At 73.6% G+C, this 19,189-nt stretch carries 11 protein-coding genes and 1 pseudogene; 6 read left to right on the top strand and 6 right to left on the bottom strand.

What is annotated here, in order from left to right:
• Position 1: 1 nt before the first annotated feature.
• Both FH608_RS22270 and FH608_RS22265 read right to left on the bottom strand, forming a co-directional pair.
• A complete protein-coding gene (locus FH608_RS22270) occupies positions 2–3,985 on the bottom strand; it encodes a BTAD domain-containing putative transcriptional regulator (RefSeq protein WP_139632516.1) in 3,984 nt (1,327 codons plus the stop codon).
• Positions 3,986–4,082: 97 nt separating this feature from the next.
• A complete protein-coding gene (locus FH608_RS22265; RefSeq protein WP_139632515.1) occupies positions 4,083–5,390 on the bottom strand; it encodes an amidohydrolase family protein in 1,308 nt (435 codons plus the stop codon).
• A gap of 294 nt (positions 5,391–5,684) precedes the next feature.
• Between FH608_RS22265 and FH608_RS22260 the strand changes: the two genes are divergently transcribed.
• The 4 genes from FH608_RS22260 to FH608_RS22245 all read left to right on the top strand — a co-directional run bounded on the left by FH608_RS22260 (position 5,685) and on the right by FH608_RS22245 (position 9,168).
• The gene (locus FH608_RS22260) at positions 5,685–6,341 is read left to right on the top strand and encodes a fasciclin domain-containing protein (protein WP_226899771.1); all 657 of its coding nucleotides are present in this window, start codon (positions 5,685–5,687) and stop codon (positions 6,339–6,341) included.
• A gap of 197 nt (positions 6,342–6,538) precedes the next feature.
• A complete protein-coding gene (locus FH608_RS22255; RefSeq protein WP_139632514.1) occupies positions 6,539–8,158 on the top strand; it encodes an OmpA family protein in 1,620 nt (539 codons plus the stop codon).
• A gap of 99 nt (positions 8,159–8,257) precedes the next feature.
• On the top strand, positions 8,258–8,659 hold the full coding sequence (locus tag FH608_RS22250) for a VOC family protein (protein WP_139632513.1): 402 nt from the start codon (positions 8,258–8,260) through the stop codon (positions 8,657–8,659).
• Positions 8,656–9,168: a YciI family protein gene (locus FH608_RS22245; protein WP_139632512.1), complete on the top strand. Its 513-nt coding sequence runs from the start codon at positions 8,656–8,658 to the stop codon at positions 9,166–9,168. Before FH608_RS22250 ends, FH608_RS22245 begins: the two co-directional genes overlap by 4 nt.
• Here FH608_RS22245 and FH608_RS22240 read toward each other — a convergent pair.
• Positions 9,113–9,643 (bottom strand): hypothetical protein, encoded by a 531-nt coding sequence (locus FH608_RS22240; RefSeq protein ID WP_139632511.1) that lies wholly within the window; start codon positions 9,641–9,643, stop codon positions 9,113–9,115. The two genes, FH608_RS22245 and FH608_RS22240, sit on opposite strands and share 56 nt — an antisense overlap.
• 198 nt (positions 9,644–9,841) lie before the next feature.
• Positions 9,842–12,775 carry an FAD-binding and (Fe-S)-binding domain-containing protein gene (locus FH608_RS22235; RefSeq protein ID WP_139632510.1) on the bottom strand — a complete coding sequence of 978 codons (2,934 nt, stop codon included), beginning with the start codon at positions 12,773–12,775 and terminating at the stop codon, positions 9,842–9,844.
• A 156-nt stretch (positions 12,776–12,931) separates the two neighbouring features.
• On the opposite strand from FH608_RS22235, the gene FH608_RS22230 reads away from it, so the two are divergent.
• Positions 12,932–14,077 carry an enolase C-terminal domain-like protein gene (locus FH608_RS22230; protein WP_139632509.1) on the top strand — a complete coding sequence of 382 codons (1,146 nt, stop codon included), beginning with the start codon at positions 12,932–12,934 and terminating at the stop codon, positions 14,075–14,077.
• A 26-nt stretch (positions 14,078–14,103) separates the two neighbouring features.
• Positions 14,104–16,089 carry a glycoside hydrolase family 15 protein gene (locus FH608_RS22225; RefSeq protein WP_226899770.1) on the top strand — a complete coding sequence of 662 codons (1,986 nt, stop codon included), beginning with the start codon at positions 14,104–14,106 and terminating at the stop codon, positions 16,087–16,089.
• An 83-nt stretch (positions 16,090–16,172) separates the two neighbouring features.
• On the opposite strand, the pseudogene FH608_RS52875 reads toward FH608_RS22225, so the two are convergent.
• A pseudogene (locus tag FH608_RS52875) lies at positions 16,173–16,574 on the bottom strand (class I SAM-dependent methyltransferase); the annotation flags it as partial.
• 190 nt (positions 16,575–16,764) lie between these two features.
• A complete protein-coding gene (secD, locus tag FH608_RS22215; protein WP_139632507.1) occupies positions 16,765–19,161 on the bottom strand; it encodes a protein translocase subunit SecD in 2,397 nt (798 codons plus the stop codon).
• Positions 19,162–19,189: the final 28 nt, after the last annotated feature.

The raw sequence follows: 19,189 nt of genomic DNA, 5'->3' as shown, positions 1-19,189 counted from the left end.
CTCAACGAGCACTTGTGATGCGCCTGGCCCACCAGGTCAGCCCGGCCCGCTCGCAGCGTTCCGCGGCCGCGTCGAGGTGGGCGCGGCGGGTCGCGGGGTCCTCGGCGAGCAGGCCGAGGTAGTAACCGACCGGCCCGGCGGGGAACGAGCCGGCGCCGATCGCCAGGCGGTCCTCGTACGGCAGCAGCCGCCCGTACACGTGCCGGCTGCCCTCCAGGTCCCCTGCCGCCCGCCTGGCGAGGCCGCTGAAGCAGAGCGCGGGCAGCTCGCCGAAGTCGCGCGGCAGCGGGTGCCAGCCCTCCCGCCGGATCCTCGCCGGCGTCTCCGTGTCCCCCGCGTAGTACGCCGACATGACCCGTACGGCCTGCCGGTGCGCCGGGTACGGCGAGAACCGCTCGACCAGCTCCTCGTCCTCGACCGGCCGCCCGTCGTGGAGGTGCGCGGCCACCAGCGCCGAGGCCAGCGCCGCGTGCGTGTACCACAGGTTCAGCCGCTCGCCCGCCTCGGCCGCGGCCGTGTACGCCTCCTCCGCGCCCGCCCGGTCGCCGTCCACCAGCCGCCGGGCGCCTGAGTAGATGAGGTGCTGGAAGCGCGGCCAGGGCAGGTCCAGCCGCTCGACGAGCCGCCCGGCCCGGTGCGCCGCCTCGTCCGCGCCGCGCACGTCGTACAGCTCCAGCCGCGTCCGCTCCCGGATCAGCCACCCCAGCAGCTCGAACCCGGTCAGCCCCAGCCCCACCAGCTCCTCCCCGATCGCGTCGAGCTCGCGCATCCGCTCGGGCAGCTGGACGCCCAGGTAGCGGGCGTTGAGCGCGACGGCCAGCAGCCGCTTGCCCCCGGCTCCCGCGTCCACCAGGCGGCGGGCCATCGCCAGCGCCTCCTCGGTCGCGCTGTCGCAGCGCGGGTCCGCCGAGCCGTCGTACCGTTCCGCGCCGAGGCAGCCCAGCAGGCGGCAGCGCAGCTCCGAGTCGCCCTCGGGCAGCCGTTCCAGCAGGCTCTCGATCCGCTCGACCGCCTGCACCTCCATGTCCCCGTACGCGTAGAACTTCCACAGGCCCGGCGCGTCGAGGCTGGTCAGCGCCCGCGCGACCAGGGTGTCGTCCCCGGTACGGCCGGCGGCGAGCACCGCCTCGTTGCGGGTCGCCCGCGCCCCGAACCCGTCACCCGCGTCCAGCCGGGCGCGCACCTGGCCGAGCAGCAGCTCCACGTGCCGCGCCGGGTCGGCGCCGGGCAGCCGGCCGTGCGCGTCGGCCGCCCGCCGCCACCACGTCACCGCGTCGTCGTAGGCGTGCCGGCCCGCCGCCTGCCCGGCCGCCGCCGCGCACAGCTCCACGGCCCGCGCCGCGCCGGCGGGCCCGGCGGCCAGGGCGTGCGCGGCCATCGCGGTCACGTCGGCGGCGGGACGGCGGCCGAGGCCGTGCAGGACGGCCAGGTGCAGCTCGGCCCGGCGGCCGGCGGGCAGGTCGGCGTAGCACGTCTCCCTGATCAGGTCGTGGGCGAACGCGTGGCCGTCGCCGAGCAACCGCGCCTCGCGCGCGGCCGCCACGGCGTCCTCGACCTGCCGCGCAGCCGCAACCACCGCCTGCTCCGTGTCCGCAACCGCCCCCTGTCCTGCGTCCGCATCCCTCCGGGTGGACACCGCCACCGCATCCTCCCCCTGCCGGCCGGCTCCCTCCGCCCAGGAGGCGGTGAGCGCCTCCCCCGCCGGCGGCCGGGGCGCGACGGCGGCGATCGCCTCGGCGAGAAGCAGCGGGTCGCGCGCGTCACCCGCCACGGCGGCCGCCTCCAGCACGGTGCGATGCGCCTCGGGCAGCCGCCTGATCCGCTGCCTCAGCACGTCCGCGAGCCCTTCGGGCACCGTGCTGAGCGCCCTGGGCAGCCCTTCGTCCTCGGCCAGCCGCAGGGTCTCACGGACGAACAGCGGGTTGCCTCCCGTACGCTCGGCCAGCGCGCCGGCCCGTTCGAGGTCCAGGCCGGACAGCTGCGCAACCGAGGCGGCGTCCAGCCCGGCCAGCGGCAGCCGCAGCGCGTGGCCGCGCCCGACCATGCCGAGCGCGTCGTACATGGCGGGCGGTCCCTCGCCCGACCGTACGGTGATGACCACGGCCACCCGGCCGCGCTGCAGCCTGGCGAGGTCGGCGAGCAGCCCCAGCGAGGCCGCGTCCGCCCACTGGAGGTCGTCGAGGAGCACCAGCAGGGGGCGGGTGGCCGCCACGGCGGCGAAATACCCGGCCACCGCCCGATGCAGCCGGAACCTGGCCTCCCCCGCCTCACCCCCACGGCTCCCGGCGACCGGATCGATGCCGCCACGCACACCGACACCCGACCCGCGACCGCCGCCACCTGGCCCGGCATCGGATGGTGGACCGCCGCCACCTGGCCGGGCATCGGATGGTGCACCGCCGATGCCCGGCCAGGCGGAGGATGGTCTATCGCCGCTGCCCGGCCAGGTGCCGGATGGTGGACCGCCGCCATCCGGCCAGGCGGCGGATGATGTGCCGCCGTCGCTGGGGCGGGTGGCGGGTGGGTCGTCGGCGAGGAGGCCGAGCGTTTCGGTGTCCGGGGGGACGTGCGCGGCCAGTTCCCGGACGATCTCGCGCCACGGCCACAAGGGTGGTGCGCCGGACATTTCATGACAGTGGCCCCACGCCACGAACCACCCGTGAGCCGCGAGCCCGCGCGCGAACTCCTCCGCCAGCCAAGTCTTGCCGATGCCCGGCTCGCCGGAGATGACCGCCATCCGGGTGCGGCCGGCGCCGACGTCGGCGGCCACCTCCGCCAGCCGATCGAGCTGCGCCGCCCGGCCCACCACGAGCCGCGCCATCGCCCCGCCGCCCTGGACCGTCCCGCCGTCCCACGACACCCCGCCGTCCCGGCCCGCATCGCCGTCCCTGCCCGCCGCGCCCTCCTGCGGTGCCACACCGTCCCGGCCCGCTTCGCCACTTCGGCGGGCCGCGCCCTCCCGTGGCACCGCGCCATCGCTGCTCGCATCGCCGGCCCGAATCGCCGCACCGCTCAACGGCAGCTCGCCGTGTCGGATCGCCGGGCCGTCCCACGGCAGCTCGCCGTCTTGGACCGCTCCGGCGTCGCGCGGCGTCCCGACCTCCGGCCGTGTTCCCGCATCACGCCGCATCTCCGCGTCACGCCGCGTCCCGATCTGCGGCCGTGTCCCCGGATCACCCGGCGTCCCCGGATCTCCCGGCGTCTCCGCATCGCCTGGTGTCCCGGGAGCGCGCGGCGTTCCCGCATCGTCCGGGGAGCCGGGCGGGAGGGGGCGGGTGAGGGCGGGGTCCTGCGTGAGGATCATCGCCTCCAGCTGCCGGAGCCCCGGGCCCGGGTCCAGGCCCAGTTCCTCGGCCAGGTGGCGGCGGGCCGTGCGCAGGGCGTCCAGGGCGTCCGCCTGGCGTCCGAGCCCGTACAGGGTGCGGGCCAGTGCCTGCCACAGGCTTTCGCGCAGCGGGTACGCCCTGGCCAGCGCCTCCAGCTCCCCCGCCACGCCCGGCGCGGGCTCCATGGCGGCGAGGCGCTGCTCTCGGGCGGCCAGGTGGGCCTGCTCCAGCCGCTCGATCTCCGGCCGTAACCACGGCACGTCCGCGAACTCCTCGTACGGCGTCCCGCGCCACAGCCGCAGCGCCTCCTCGTGGCGTCCCTCGCCGGACAGCCGGACGAACTCCTCGGCGTCCAGCCAGTGGGGGCCGAGCGCGTACCCGGGCGGCCGGTTGATCAGCATGGCCGAGGGGGTGCGGGGCGCGCGCCCGGGTTCGAGGAGGCGGCGCAGGTTGGAGATGTAGCTGTGGAGCGTTCCCAGGGCGCGCGGTGGCGGCCGGCCGTCGTAGAGGCCGTCGAGGATCGCGTCCACGGAGACGGTGGCCCCGCGGGCGACGAGGAGGCGGGCCAGCAGCAGCCGGGGCCGCGGCCCGCCGACGTCGATCGGGGTTTCGCCGACGAATACCGAGAAAGGGCCAAGAACGCGGAACATCACCGCCATGCGGGGATTGTGCCACGCGCGACGCCGTTTCACCCGGGGGTGATCTGCGGTGCCCGCCACCGCGATGTCTTCCCAGGTGCAGGAAGGGCCCCAGGCGTCAGGCGGAGAAGATCTCCGGAGCGGTGCGGCGCAGGTGGTCCACGGTGTCGCGGGCCGCGTCCATCGCCTGCCGTACGGGCCCCACGAGCGCGCCGTCCCGCTTGACGACCTGCCCGTCCACCAGGACCGTGCGGACCAGCCCCGGGTGGGCGCCCAGCACCGTGCCGGCCACCGGGTCGATCACCGGCGCCAGGGCGGCGGTGTCGGCGGCCACCACGATGAGGTCGGCGCGCCTGCCCGGCGTGATGGCGCCGATCCGGTCGTCCAGGCCCGCGGCGGTCGCGCCGCCCGTGGTGGCCATGGCGAGCAGGTCCCGCGCCGTGAGCGGCTCCGGGTGCCCGGAGCGCCGGTGCTGGGCGAGGGCGGCGCGCATCTGGCTCCACAGGTCGCCGGACGTGGCGATCTCGGTGTCGACGCTGAGCCCGGTCACCACCCCGGCCGCCTTCAGCCGCCCGGTCGCGGGCGCGGCCATGCCGGGCATGGTCATCTCGATCAGCGGTGACACGCTGGCGGTCACGCCCAGGTCGGCCGCGAGCTTCAGCTCGTCGTCGGCGCAGCCGCCGGCGTGCACGAGGGTGATCGTCTCGTCGAGCAGCCCGAGCTCGTGCAGCCGGGTGATGCTGCCGGCGTCGCTGAGGTGCATGGTGGTGCGCAGGCCGAGCGAGCGGGCGAGCTCCAGGTCGCGCCGTACGGCGGTCGCGGCGGACATCTCGGGGCCGCGCGCGGCCAGCGCCATCGTCACGCGCGCGCCGTCGTCCGGCAGCGCCGCCCGTACCCGGTGGATGTCGCCGGGCAGCGGCTCGTCGCTGTCGCCGACCCACCGCAGGGGGTCGATCTGCGGCCAGCCGTACGCGAACACGCCCCTGATCCCGCTCTCCCGCAGCGCGGCGACGGAGGCGTCGGAGTGCTCGGGGCTGTTCTGGATGTGGGCCCAGTCGACGAGCGTGGTGATGCCGGAGTCGAGCGCGCCCAGCGCGCCGAGCAGCGTGGCCGCGTGCACGTCGGACGGGCGCAGGACGGGGCCGAGGCGCATGAACGCGGCCCCGAGGTAGTCCATCAGGCTCCAGTCGAGTCCGATGTGCCTGGTCGCCGACTGCCAGGTGTGGCGGTGCGTGTCGACGAGGCCGGGCAGGACGACGGCGCCGGCGGCGTCGACGACCTCCGCGGCCGGAGGGAGCTCGCTGCCGGCGGGCAGGACGTCGGCGATGCGGCCGCCGCGTACGGCGACGCTCGCCGGGCCGTCGGGCACCGCGGGATCCATGGTGATCAGGTGGCCGCCGGTGATGATCAGGTCGTGCCGGGACATCTCTCCCCCTCAGCTGTGAAGTGCGATGAGGACGTTCTCGCACGGCCCGCTTGTAACGGACTCAACCGGCCATGTTGAGCCGCCCACAAGTGGCGTGTCGCGTTTCTGACTCCGCGACACCAGTTAGCGGGCAAAAGTTGTGGTATATGGCTTTTGTGTCTTCTTAGGCGAAATGTAACTCCTGTGTTCTCCACGGCGGCAGAGACTGGAGAAGGACCCGGCGCGCGAGCCCGGGGCCGATTCGCGCCGCAGCGGGTGCGCCCGCCGCGGCTCACCGAAATCGGGGGGATCACAGTGAAACGAGTGCTTCTCGCGGCGGCGCTGGCGCTGACCGCCAGCACCGCCGGTACCGCCGCCGACGCAGCCGTGTGGACGCCCGCGCCGGAGAGCTCACCGTCACCTGAAGACACCTCGACCATGCCGGAGGAGTCGCCATCGCCGGACGACACCATGCCCGAGGCCTCGCCGCCCGAGGCCTCGCCGGGTGCCACCGCGGCCCCGATCGGGCCTGGCTGCGCCACGCTGCAGAGCAGCCTGGCCGGCATCAAGGACCAGCCGGTCGGCACCGCGCTCTCCCAGGTGCCCGAGCTCTCCATGCTGTCGGACGCGGTGAAGAAGGCCGGGCTGGAGGAGAAGCTGAACTCCGCCGAGGACATCACGGTGTTCGCGCCGAACAACAAGGCGTTCGAGGCGATCCCGAAGGAGACCAGGGACAAGGTCATGTCCGACAAGAAGTTGCTGGAGAAGGCGATCTCCTACCACGTGGTGGAGGGCAAGAAGACGCCGGACCAGCTGCAGGGCGCGACGCTCACCACCATGGAGGGCAGTGACCTGACCGTGAAGGGCTCCGGCGAGAATCTCACGATCAACGGCGCCAAGATCGTCTGCGGCGGCGTGCCGACGAAGAACGCCACGCTGTACGTCGTGGACAAGGTCCTCATGCCCCAGTAGACGGGCACGGACCTGGCTCGCGGATGGAGGGCACGATCGCCGGGCGGCGGCCGTGCCCTCCCCCGGGCGAGCAAGCCCCGCACGAACAAGCCCGCACGAACAAGCCCGCGCGGACAAGCCCGTGAACAAGAACGCCGCATCCCGCATCTAACTCCGCGAACTGACCGATCTTTTCATCGTCTTGCGGAGACGTGCCGATGCGTGCAACCCGAACGACGGCTCTCCTTCTCACGGCCACGCTGCTCTGCGGGTGCCAGGCGTCCGCACAGCCGCCGGAGAAGCCTTCGCGGAAGCCCGCGGCGACGCCCTCGGAGAAGCCCACGGCCTCCCCGGCTCCCGTCCCTTCCGCGACGGGCCTCGTACGGGAGGGCCTGGTCGGGCTGCACTCCTCCGACCCGTTCACGGTGAAGGTCGAGTCCCTCGAACGGCACAGCGACCTCACCGTGCTCAGGATGGACATCACGACCACCAAGGACGGCGACGCGGGCGGCGACTTCGGCTACGACGGGCTGCCCTCGCAGAGCGTGAGCTTCGGCAGGTTCCGGCTGTTCGACCCGGTCGGCAGGAAGGTCTACTTCACGCTGCGGGAGAACGACGCCGAGGGTCTGGCGTTCGGGACCCGTCACGCCCTTGCGGGCGCGCCGAAGTTACCCGACCGGTTCCTGCCCGGCGTCCACTACCCCGTGGAGGTGTACTTCCCGCCGCTGCCGCCGCAGGTCCGGCAGGTCTCGATCGTGCCGGACCTCGCCATCGCCCCGTTCACCGGCGTCCCGGTCACCGGGGGCGGGCGGCCGCCCGTGGCCAGGGAGCGCGACGGCACGGCGACGCCCGCTCCGGGGTCGGCCTACCAGTGGCCGGTCGTGCCGCCGGGCGGCACGATCTGGTCCGGGATCTCCGACGTGCACGAGCTGGTCGAGACGCCGGAGCGTACGACGGAGCAGAACGGCACCCAGGAGACGATCGGGCTCCGCACGGACGTGCTCTTCCGCTTCGACAAGGCGAACCTGACGGACAAGGCCGCCACCGTGCTCGACCAGGTGGCCCAGGAGACGCGGGAGCGGGCCGACCCGGACAAGCCGCCCATCGTCATCGAAGGTCACACCGACGGCAAGGGCGAGCCCGGCTACAACCAGACGCTCTCGGTGAAGCGGGCCGAGGCGGTGCGCGCGTACCTCGCGGGCAAGCTCGGCGACACGTACGTCTACAAGGCCACCGGCAAGGGCGAGAGCGAGCCGATCGCCCCCAACACCAAGCAGGACGGCAGCGACGACCCCGAGGGCCGCGCCCGCAACCGGCGCGTCGAGATCTCCTACCAGATCAAGCAGGACCGGCCCGGCGCGACCACCACGACGAGGCCGTCGGCGGACAAGGTACGCGGGTCCGTGCGCGAGCCCGCCCCCTTCCGGCCGGACCCGGGACCGGTGGTGGGCTCGCTGAGCTGGCAACGCTTCAACGACCGGCTGCGGGTGGACGTGCACCCGTTCTACCGCGACGGCGCCTACCTGGTCGCGGTCTTCGACGTCGTGCTGGAGAGCCCGCAGATCTTCATCCCGATCCCGGCCCCGTTCATGGGCGGGTCGCAGCCGTTCTCCTCGGGCTCGGACTACGGCACGTTCACGCTGGTCGACCCGGCCACCAAGGCGCGGTATCACCCGCTGAAGATGTACACCGAGTTCGTGGAGAACTTCGTACTCGTCCTTGACCAGGGCGAGGTCAACAGGAGCTACGTCTACTTCCCCGCCCCCGCCGACTCGGCGACGTCGATCACGCTGGAGGCGGATCAGCTGGGCACGGTGCCGGACATCCCGATCTCCTGAGCGTGTCGAGGCCGGGCCGCCCGCTCCGACCTCCGGGTGGGGGCCCGTCCGGGTCCGCCGACCGGGCGCCGGGCCGCCGGCGCCGTGAGAGGAGCGATCATGGGAATGCCGGTGGTGCACTTCGAGATCATCGGAGCCGGGCCCGCGAAGCTGCGCGACTACTACGGCGAGCTGTTCGGCTGGGAGTTCGGCGTGGGCGACGCGAGCAGTGAGAAGGTGTCGCAGCCGGGCACGTACGGCTTCGTGGACGGAAGCACGACGGGCGAGGGGACCGGCATCAACGGCGGGATCGGCGGCGGCCGGGGACACCGGCCGCAGGTCCTGTTCTACGTGGGCGTCCCGGACGTCGAGGCCGCGCTGCGGAAGGCGGAGAGCCTCGGCGGCCGGCGGCTGATGGGCCCGGAGCCGGAGTCGGGCGGCGACTTCGCGGTCGGCCGGTTCGCCGACCCCGAGGGCAACGTCATCGGCGTCGCCGGTCCCTCGGGAAGGACGCAGGGATGAAGTACCTGCTGCTGATCTACGGCAACCCGCTGAACTGGGAGCACCCGCTGTTCCTGCGCGATCCGCGGTTCCTGGCCCTGCCGGAGGAGGAGCGCGAGACGCTGACCGCGCGGGCGACGGCCCTGCACGAGGAGATCACCGAGTCGGGCGAGCTGCTCGAAGGCCGGGCGCTGGGCGATCCGGCGCACGCCAGGACCGTCAGGGTGCGCGACGGGATCACGGCCACCACGGACGGCCCGTTCGTGGAGGCCAAGGAGCAGCTGGCCGGCTACCTGCTGGTGGACTGCGACCGCCCGGAGCGGGCGGCGGAGATCGCGGCGGGCATCCCCGACGCCCGGTTCGCCGCGGTGGAGGTGCGTCCGGTGGAGGTGCGTCCGGTGGAGGTCCCGCCGGTGGCGGACCGGCCGCCGTCACCCGCGGTCGCGGAGGACGGCGGCGAGCGGCGGGAGCGGCTCAGGCCGGGGCCAGGCGCAGCACCGCGTGCCCGTCCTCGACGGTCACCACCGTGATGCTCAGGCCGTTCTGCGTGGCGGTGCTGTCGGGGCCCATGGAGACCTTGAACTCGCCGTTCGAGCTGGACGACTCGCACATGCTGCCGTCGCAGGTGCCGCTGCTGGAGTTGCCGATGTAGCGGCCGACGATGGTGACGGTGTCGGGCTCGACCGAGCGGACCCGTATCGACGCGACACCCATCTTGCGTGGCACGGGCAGCTTCGCGCCCGCACCGGCTCGCACCTCGCACCGGCCGTCGGCGCAGGCCTTGAGATTGTCGCCGTCGGAGGCGGTCGCCGACGGCGAGCCACCCTCCGCGGCGCCCTCCTCGGGCGCGTCACCCTCGTCCGGCGCGTCGCTCTCCTGAAGCGCGTCGCCCTCCGCCGGCTGTGACGTGCCCGCTTTCGCGTTCGGCGCGGGCTGGGGCGCGGCGGCTCCTCGCGGTGCGCAGCCGGTCATGATCAGGGTCCCGCTCACGATCGCCGCGATCACCCCATGCGTCCATGCCCGCCCCGGATGAGCCGGTGTTGTGCCTGCCGTCTCCACGTGCTGTGCTCCTCGTCCCCCGATCTGGCCGAACGCGCCGGCGGTGAGCCGTCCGGCGCGTTCGGGTCCTTCCACCTCCCAGTCGTACCCCGTTCGCCCGGCAGGGTGTGGCTGCAACGCCGGGAGGGGTCCTGACGTCCGGGTTTATCCGGTTTCCAGCCCCGCTGCCAGGACTTCTGCCAGGTGGACGGGACGGCGGTCGTGGCAGGTGTGCTCGATCTGGGTACGGCAGCTGAAGCCGTCGGCCATGATCAGCGTGTCCGGGTCCGCGTCGCGGATGGCGGGCAGCAGCTCGTGCTCCGCGCAGGCGAGCGACACGTCCATGTGCCCGGCGGTGAAGCCGAAGTCCCCGGCCAGGCCGCAGCAGCCGCTGACGGTGCGCAGCCGTACGCCGGCCCGTTCCAGCAGCTCCTGGTCGGCCTGGTGGCCGAGCACGGCGTGCTGGTGGCAGTGCGGCTGGCAGACGGCGTCGCGCTCGACGCGGGGCGGCTCCCACCCGTCGGTGCGCGTGAGCAGCTCGGCCAGCGTCACGGTCTGCTCGGCCAGCCGGACGGCGTCGCGGTCGTGGCCGAGGAGGTTCGGGGCGTCGTCGCGGAAGACCGCCGTGCAGCTGGGCTCCAGGCCGACGATCGGGGTGCCGCGCCGCAGGATCGGCGCGAGCGTGCGCAGCGTACGGCGCAGCACCCGCTGGGCGATGCCGAGCTGCCCGGTCGAGATCCAGGTGAGCCCGCAGCACAGCGTGCGCGGCGGGACGAGCACCCGGTAGCCGGCCTCCTCCAGGACCCGTACGGCTGCCACGCCCACGCGCGGGGTCAGGTTGTCGGTGAACGTGTCGGGCCACAGCAGCACGTCGCCGCGCTCGCCGGTGCCGCGCGGGCCGCGGCGGCGGTAGGAGTCGCTGAAGCGGGCGCGGGCGAACGACGGCATCGCCCTGCGCGGCTCGATGCCGCCCGCCCGTTTGATGAGCCCGGACAGGCCGGGGGCGTGGGTGAGCGCGTTGACGGCGCCCGGTGCCAGCCTGGCCAGGCGCGCCCACAGCGGAAGCCAGCCCATGCTGTAGTGGGCGGCCGGGCGCACCCGTCCGGCGTAGTGGTGGTCGAGGAACTCGGCCTTGTACGTGGCCATGTCCACGCTCATCGGGCAGTCGTGCTTGCAGCCCTTGCAGGCCAGGCACAGGTCGAGCGCGTCGTGCACGGCGGTCGAGCGCCAGCCGTCGGTGACGGGCGTGTCGGCGTGGCCGTTGAGCATCTCGAACAGCAGCCTGGACCGGCCGCGGGTGGAGTGCTCCTCCTCGCCGGTCGCCCGGTAGGAGGGGCACATGACGCCGCCCGTGTGGGTGCGGCACTTGCCGACGCCGACGCAGCGCATCACCGCCCACTGGAAGCTGCCCTGGTCCTGCGGGTAACTGAACCGCGTGTCCGGGTCGTCCGGGGTCCACTCGCTGCCCAGGCGCAGGTTCTCGGTGGCCCCGTACGGCGCCACGATCTTGCCGGGGTTCATCCGGTCGCCGGGGTCGAACACGGCCTTGACCTGGCCGAACGCCTCCATGATCTCGGGGCCGAACATGAGGGGCAGCAGCTCGCCCCTGGCCTGGCCGTCGCCGTGCTCGCCTGACAGGGAGCCGCCGTAGGAGACGACCAGGTCGGCGGCGCGGCGCACGAAGGAGTGGAAGGCGGCGACGCCGTCCGCGGTGATCATGTCGAACGGGATGCGGGTGTGCACGCAGCCCTGGCCGAAGTGCCCGTACAGCGCGGCCTCGTCGTACCCGTACTCGCCGAACAGGTCGCGCAGGTCGCTCAGGTAGCCGCCGAGACGCTCCGGCGGGACGGCGGAGTCCTCCCAGCCCTCCCAGGTCACGGGCATGTCAGGGACGCGGGCGGTGGCGCCGAGCCCCGCCTCGCGCAGCTCCCACAGCTCGCCCTCCACCTTCTCGTCGTCGAAGAGGGCGATGTGCGGCTCGTGCTCGCTGCCGTGCAGCTCGTCCATCAGGGCTCGGGCGCGCTGGTCGGCCTCCTCCGTGCTGTCGCCGCCGAAGGAGACCATGAGCCAGCCGCCGCCCTCGGGCAGCTGGGCCAGCGCGTCGGGGTGCATGTGCAGGTGGCGTTCGTAGGAGATGAGCTTGTCGTCGACGCCTTCCAGCTGGAGCGGGTGGTGGGCGGCGATGCGCGGTATGGCGTCCGCGGCCGTGATGATGTCGTGGTAGCCCAGCAGCAGCAGGACCTCGGCCTTGGGCACCGGCACGAGCCGCAGCTCGGCCCTCAGCACGGTGACGAGCGTGCCCTCGGAACCGACGAGCGCCCTGGCCACGTCGAACGGGCCGCCGGGCAGCAGCTGGTCCAGGTTGTAGCCGGAGACCCGGCGCGGGATGTCGGGGAAGCGGCGGCGGATCTCGTCGGCGTGCAGGCCGGCGATCTCGCGCAGCCGCCGGTAGATGTCGGCGCGGCGGCCGCCCTCCGCGAGGATGCGGTCGTACTCCTCCTCGCTGGTGGGGCCGACCCACATGCGCGTCCCGTCGTACGTGACGACCTCCAGGCGGGCGACGTTGTCGCCGGTCTTGCCGAACGCCTGGGCGGTCGAGCCGCAGGAGTTGTTGCCGATCATGCCGCCGAGCGTGCACTGGCCGTGGGTGGCCGGGCGCGGCCCGAACATCAGGCCCGCGGGCGCGAGCTGCCGGTTGAGCTCGTCCAGCACGATGCCCGGCTCGACCACGCACGTCATCGCCTGCTCGTCCACCGAGACGAGGCGGTGGCAGTACTTGGACCAGTCGATGATCACGGCGGTGTTGCAGGTCTGGCCGGCCAGGCTGGTGCCGCCGCCGCGCGAGGTGATCGGCGCCTGGTGCTCGCGGCAGACCGCCACCGCCTCGGCGCCCGCCTCGACCGTTCTGGGGAGCACGACGCCGAGCGGGACCTGCCGGTAGTTGGAGCCGTCCGTGGAGTAGGTGCCGCGGCTTCCCGGATCGAAGCGGACCTCGCCGTCGACGCGGTCCTTCAGGTCCCGTTCCAGGTCACGGACCCGTACGTACGGCTCTGCGCCCCGGCTGAGCACCGGGTCCGGAAGGCGCACGGTCTGTCCCACGGCGATCACATCCTCAGCTGGACTGGCGTCGTACCTGGCGGCCCTGCCCGCCAGCACGGCGGTAAACCTGGGCCTGTCCGGGCGGATGCGTCCTTCGTTTGGGGAGCGTGGGCGGGGTAGCACAAATCGCCTGCCGGTCTGCGAGGCGGGAGGGTGATGAGCAGGAGCCACAGCGCGACCCAGAGCGCGACCCACGACGCGATCGACAGCGAGATCGAGGGGGTCGCCGCCGCGGCCTACCGCATACCGACCGACCGGCCGGAGGGCGACGGGACCTTCGCCTGGACGGCCACCACGCTGGTCGTCGCCACGGTCACGGCCGCGGGCACGACGGGGACCGGCTGGACGTACGCCCCGGCCGCCGCTGCCTCGCTGATCTCGGACACGCTCGCCGGGACGGTGACCGGAGCCCGCGCCGCCGACATCCCCGCCGTCTGGGCCCGGATGGTCCGCGAGGTGCGCAACGCCGGCCGGCCCGGCGTCGCCGGGTACGCCGTCTCGGCCGTCGACGTGGCGCTGTGGGACCTCAAGGCGCGCCTGCTCGGCGTGCCGCTGGTCCGGCTCCTCGGCGCGGCGCGCGAGCAGGTCCCGCTGTACGGGTCGGGCGGCTTCACCACGTACGACGACGACGCCACCGCCGAGCAGCTCGGCCACTGGGTGCACGGGCAGGGCATCGGCCGCGTCAAGATCAAGATCGGCGAGTCGGGCGGCACGCGGCCCGCCCGCGACCTGCACCGCGTGGCCCTGAGCCGGAGCGTCATCGGCGCGGACGCCGAGCTGTACGTGGACGCCAACGGCGGCTACACCGCCAAGCAGGCCATCCGCATGGCCGAACTGATGAGCGAGCACGACGTGACCTGGTTCGAGGAGCCGGTCTCCTCCGACGACCTGCCCGGCCTGCGGCTGGTGCGCGAGCAGAGCGTCCCCGACGTGACGGCCGGCGAGTACGGCTGCGACCTGGCCTACTTCACCCGCATGTGCCAGGCGGGGGCCGTGGACTGCCTGCAGATCGACGCCACCCGGTGCGGTGGCTACACCGGCTGGTTCGCCGCCGCGGCCGTCGCCGCCGGGCACAATCTGGAGGTCTCCGCTCACTGCGCCCCCAACCTGCATCTTCCGGCCGCCGCCGCCACGGCCAACCTGCGCCACATCGAGTGGTTCCACGACCACCAGCGCATCGAGTCCGGCCTGTTCGAGGGGGCCGCCGATCCTTCGGGAGGGCTGGCGCGGCCCCGTACCGACGGCCCCGGGCACGGCCTGGAGCTGCGCGCCGCGGCCGCGGAACGCCACCGCGTGGCCTAGCCGTGAGCGACGGAGGTGAGCGGCACATGCGGATCGAGGACTACGCACTGATCGGTGACATGCACACCGCCGCGCTGGTCGGCCGGAACGGCTCGATCGACTGGCTGTGCCTGCCGCGTTTCGACTCCCCCTCCTGCTTCGCCGCCCTGGTGGGAGGCCCGGACTCGGGCCACTGGCTGCTGGCCCCCGCCGGCGCGGACGCCGCGACCTCGCGCCGCTACCGCGAGGGCACGCTCATCCTGGAGAGCACGTGGGAGTGCGGCGGCGGAGCCGTACGGGTGGTCGAGTTCATGCCGCCCCGAGGCGAGGCTCCCGACGTCGTGCGGATCGTCGAGGGCGTGCGCGGCCGGGTCGAGATGCGCATGGAGCTGATGCTGCGCTTCGACTACGGGCGCAACGTCCCGTGGCTGCGCCATGACGAGGGCCGGTTCGCCGCCGTCGCGGGCGGTGACGCGGCCTGGCTGTGCACCCCCGTCGAGCTGCGACCGGACGAGGAGCACCGGCGTACCACGGCGTCCTTCACGGTCGGGCGGGGCGAGCGCGTGCCGTTCGTGCTCACGTGGCGGCAGTCGTGGCTGCCGCGCCCGAAGCCGGTCGACCCGATGGCCGCGCTGGCCGACACCGAGCGGCTGTGGCGCGAGTGGAGCGGGCGCTGCCACTACCGCGGCCACCATGAGGAGGCCGTACGCGCCAGCCTGCGCACCCTCAAGGCCCTCATCTACGCCCCGACCGGCGGCATGGTCGCGGCGCCCACCACCTCGCTGCCCGAGCGGCTGGGCTCCTCCCGCAACTGGGACTACCGCTACTGCTGGCTGCGCGACGCCAGCTTCACCCTGCAGGCGCTGATGTCCGCCGGCTACGACGCCGAGGCGCGCGCCTGGCGCGAATGGCTGCTGCGCGCCGTCGCCGGGCACCCGGCCGACCTGCAGGTCCTGTACACCGTCGAAGGCGCCCGCCGCATCCCCGAGTGGAGCCCCGGCTGGCTGTCCGGCTACGAGGGCTCGCGGCCCGTGCGCATCGGCAACGCCGCCGCCGCGCAGTTCCAGCTCGACATCTACGGCGAGACCCTGAACTGCCTCGACCTGGCCCGCCGCTCGAACATGCCGGTCGAGTACGAGGCCTGGGACCTGCAGCAGGGCATGATGCACTACCTCGAAGGCGCCTGGGAGCGGCCCGACAGCGGCCTGTGGGAGAGCCGCGGCACCCCGCGCCACTTCGTGCACTCCAAGATCCTGGCCTGGGTCGCCGCCGACCGCATGATCCACGCCGTCGAGCACTTCGGCCTCGACGGCCCCGCCGACCGCTGGCGCGCCCTGCGCGCCCGCATCCACGAGGACGTCTGCACCCGGGGGTACGACGCCGGCCGCAACACCTTCACGCAGTACTACGGCTCGACCGGCCTGGACGCCGCCCTGCTGCTGATCCCCCGCCTCGGCTTCCTGCCTGCCGGCGACCCGCGGGTGGCCGGCACGATCGAGGCCGTGCAGCGGGAGCTGGTCGAGGACGGGTTCGTCCTGCGCTACCGGCCCCAGGCCGAGAACGTCGACGGGCTGCCCGGCGACGAGGGCACCTTCCTGGCCTGCTCGTTCTGGCTGGCCGACGCCCTGGCCCTGATCGGCCGGCGGCGCGAGGCAGGGGAGCTGTTCGAGCGGCTGCTGGGCCTGCGCAACGACGTCGGGCTGCTGGCCGAGGAGTACGACACCACCCTGCGGCGCCAGATCGGCAACTTCCCCCAGGCCTACAGCCACGTCTCCATCGTCAACACCGCCACCGCCCTGACCGCCGGCCGGACGTCCGGGTTAACCTCTCAGGCCGCCGGCTTCTCGGCCCGCAGCGCCAGCACCCTGGGCACCGGCCCGCCCGGCGGCTCCAGGAAACGGCTGATCACCAGGCCCGCCGAGACGAAGGCGTTGAGCAGCTCGGCGAGGGGCGTGTGCCGCATGCCGAGCCGCCGCCGGACGCCGTCCTCCCGCCACCAGGGGGCGGACGAGTGCCAGCCCGGCGTCCGGTAGGTGGGGTGCACGACCCGGCCGCCGTCGGGCAGGTCCTCGGTGTGCGGGCCGGTGAAGCACGGGTGCGCCCCGTAGCAGACCAGCGTCCCGCCGGGCCGCAGCACCCGGGCCGCCTCGCGGACCACACTCGTGAAGTCGTCGACGTCCGTCGACAGCCAGACCGTGACGACCGTGGGGAACGTCGCGTCGGCGAACGGCAGCGCAGCGGCGTCGCCCCTGATGAGCGGCTCGCCCGGGGCCCGGCGCCGCTCGGCCAGGCGGAGCTGGTCGGCGGAGTAGTCGAGGCCCACGACCGTGCGGCCGGTGGCGCGCAGCGTGCCGAGGTTCTGCCCGGTGCCGCAGCCGAGGTCCAGGCAGAGGCCCGTGCCGGGGCCGAGCAGGTCGAGCAGGTGGACCCCGTTGCCGTCGGCCCAGGCGGCGGTCAGGTCGTCGTACCAGTCGGCGAGGCCGTCGTAGCGGGGAGCCGGTCCCTGAACAGATGCCACGTCTGCCGTTTCCTTCCCGATCAAGCGATACAGGTAGCGTAAGCCTGCTTCGGCATGGCTTGATCCGGTTCCGGCCGTGGCCGGGGGCTGAGCGGCGAGCGCCCTGGTCGCCCGCCGCTCCCCTGCCCGCGGCGATTCCGCTCGTACGGGACGATCCCGCTCGTACGGGACGGTCCCGCATCTCCACGGCTTACACGACGGCTCCCGAGCCCTCACGGGTGCGGCGGCGCTCGCGCGGCGCGGGAGGCCGGGGCGGGGGCTGCTTGCTGAACCTCTCCAGCCGGATCGCGAGCGGCCCCGCCACGAACGCCGACGACGCCGTGCCGACCACGATCCCGACGATGAGCGCGATGGCGAAGTCGCGCAGGGTGTCGCCGCCGAAGACGGCCAGCGCGGTGAGGATGAAAAGGGCGCCGAGCCCGGTGTTGACGGTACGCGGCACGGTCTGCAGGATCGCCGCGTCGACCACGTCGGCGAGGCGGGCCTGCCGCCGGGCCTGCCAGAGCTCCCGCACCCGGTCGAAGACCACCACCTTGTCGTTGATCGAGTACCCGATGATCGTCAGCATCGCGGCCAGGAATACGCCGTCCACGGGCTTGTCCAGCCAGGCGAACAGCCCGGCGACGGCGGCGGTGTCCACCACGAGCGCGAGCACCGCGGCGGCGCCGAACGTCCACCGGAATCTCACCGCCAGGTAAGCCAGCTGCGCGGCCAGCGCCACACCCAGCGCGATGAGCGCGTTGCGGCGCAGCTCCTCGCCGAGGCTCGGCCCGATCAGCTCGTCGCGCTGCTTGGTCACCTCGCCGGCGTGCCGCTCGAGTGCTTGCTCGATGCCGACCACGTCGTCCGCGCTGATCTGCCCGGTCCGTACGGAGACGAGGGTGCCGGAGGTGTTCACCTGCGCTGCCTGGTGCCCGGCCTCGGTCACCGCCTGCCTGGCCGTCTCCGCGGTCACCGGCTTGGCGGCGGCGAACTCGACGATCCGGCCGCCGGTGAACTCGACGCCGAAGTTCATGCCGTGGGTGACGAGCCCGGCGACGGAGGCGACCACCACCGTGCCGGCGATCGCGAGCCAGAGCCGGCCACGGACCATCAGGCGCGGCTTGCGCCGGTCGATCCACGCGCGTACCCGGCCCTGGGCGGCGATCCCGGACAACCGCGGACCGGCCCGTACGAATGCGATGTCGGTCAGGACGCGGGTGATGAGCATCGCCGAGACCAGCGAGGCGATCACGCCGATGGCCAGGGTCACGCCGAAGCCGCGTACCGGCCCCGAGGCCAGCCAGAACAGCAGCCCGGCGGCCAGCAGCGTGGTGATGTTGGAGTCGGCGATGGCGCTCCAGGCGTTCCTGAAGCCACCGTTCAGTGCGGCGCGCAGGCCCCGGCGCGGGGCGCGGCCGTACTCCTCCCTGGCCCGCTCGAACACCAGCACGTTGGCGTCGACCGCCATGCCGATCGCCAGCACGAACCCGGCCAGGCCAGGCAGCGTCAGCGTGGCTCCGAGTGCGAGCAGCGCGGCGTAGGAGAGCAGTCCGTACGCGGCCAGCGCGACGGTGGCGAGCAGCCCCGAGAGCCGGTAGACCATGACCACGAACAGCGCCGTGACCAGCACGCCCGCGACACCGGCCAGGGCGCTGGCCTCAATGGCCTGCGCGCCGAGGGTCGGGCCGACGGTGCGCTGCTCGATCAGGGTGAGCGGGACGGGCAGCGCGCCGCCCTTGATCAGCACGGCCAGGTCCTGCGCCTCCTGGTGCGTGAACGAGCCGGTGATCTGCGTGGACCCGCCGGGGATGCCGGTACGGCAGGGCACGGACGGGTCGACCTGCGGCGAGGAGATGATCTCGTTGTCGAGCACGATCGCGACCCTGCGGCGGGGATCGCCGGGGCTCTGGCAGGCCGCCGAGCCGGTCAGCTCCTGCCAGGCGGCGCCGTCGCGGAAGTCGACGGTGACGAACCAGCCCGGTCCCATCTGGGGGTCGCTGCCGGCGGCGGCGTCGGTCACGCCGTCACCGCTGACCATGGCAGGCCCGAGCCGCAGGCGCTGCCCCGACTCGTCGGCCAGAACCAGATCGGCACCGGACTGCTTCGAGCCGTCGCCGGTGGCCCGCGGGCTCGGGGTCTGGCCGGCTTCCGGTTGCTCTGAGGTTCGACCGGAGCCCTGTCCGGCTTCCGGCTGTTCCGGGGTTCGACCGGAGCCCTGCCCGGCTTCGGGCTGTTCCGAGGGGTCGCCGGTGGCCTGGCCGAGCACCGGGTGGAAGGCGAGTTGGGCGGTCTTGCCGATGACCTGGGCGGCCTGGCGCGGGTCGAGCACGCCGGGCAGTTCGACGATGATGCGCCGCTCGCCGGAGCGGACCAGGGTCGGGTCGACCACCCCGAGCGCGTCGGCGCGGCGCCGCAGCACGTCGAGGGCACGGTCGGTGGCCTCGGCGTCGGCCTTGGCCATGGGGGAGTCGCGGGTTTCGAAGACCAGTTGGGTGCCGCCGCGCAGGTCGAGCCCCAGGCGCGGCGACATGGTGAAAGTGAGCAGCGATGCGGTGACGACAAGGACACACGCCACCACCGCGCGCCACAAGGGCGCACGTGACATGAGAGCCTCCACGGGCTGTCAGAAGGAA

Source organism: Nonomuraea phyllanthi (genome assembly GCF_006334985.2).
GTDB lineage: Bacteria > Actinomycetota > Actinomycetes > Streptosporangiales > Streptosporangiaceae > Nonomuraea > Nonomuraea phyllanthi.
This window is presented reverse-complemented; position numbering and strand designations above follow the sequence as displayed.

Bases quoted from the DNA above. Each gene is read 5' to 3' on its own strand.
- FH608_RS22230 (WP_139632509.1), top strand. From the start codon at position 12,932: ATGAGCAGGAGCCACAGCGCGACCCAGAGCGCGACCCACGACGCGATC.
- FH608_RS22265 (WP_139632515.1), bottom strand. From the start codon at position 5,390: ATGTCCCGGCACGACCTGATCATCACCGGCGGCCACCTGATCACCATG.
- FH608_RS22255 (WP_139632514.1), top strand. From the start codon at position 6,539: ATGCGTGCAACCCGAACGACGGCTCTCCTTCTCACGGCCACGCTGCTC.
- FH608_RS22250 (WP_139632513.1), top strand. From the start codon at position 8,258: ATGGGAATGCCGGTGGTGCACTTCGAGATCATCGGAGCCGGGCCCGCG.
- secD (WP_139632507.1), bottom strand. From the start codon at position 19,161: ATGTCACGTGCGCCCTTGTGGCGCGCGGTGGTGGCGTGTGTCCTTGTC.
- FH608_RS22225 (WP_226899770.1), top strand. From the start codon at position 14,104: ATGCGGATCGAGGACTACGCACTGATCGGTGACATGCACACCGCCGCG.
- FH608_RS22270 (WP_139632516.1), bottom strand. From the start codon at position 3,985: ATGGCGGTGATGTTCCGCGTTCTTGGCCCTTTCTCGGTATTCGTCGGC.
- FH608_RS22245 (WP_139632512.1), top strand. From the start codon at position 8,656: ATGAAGTACCTGCTGCTGATCTACGGCAACCCGCTGAACTGGGAGCAC.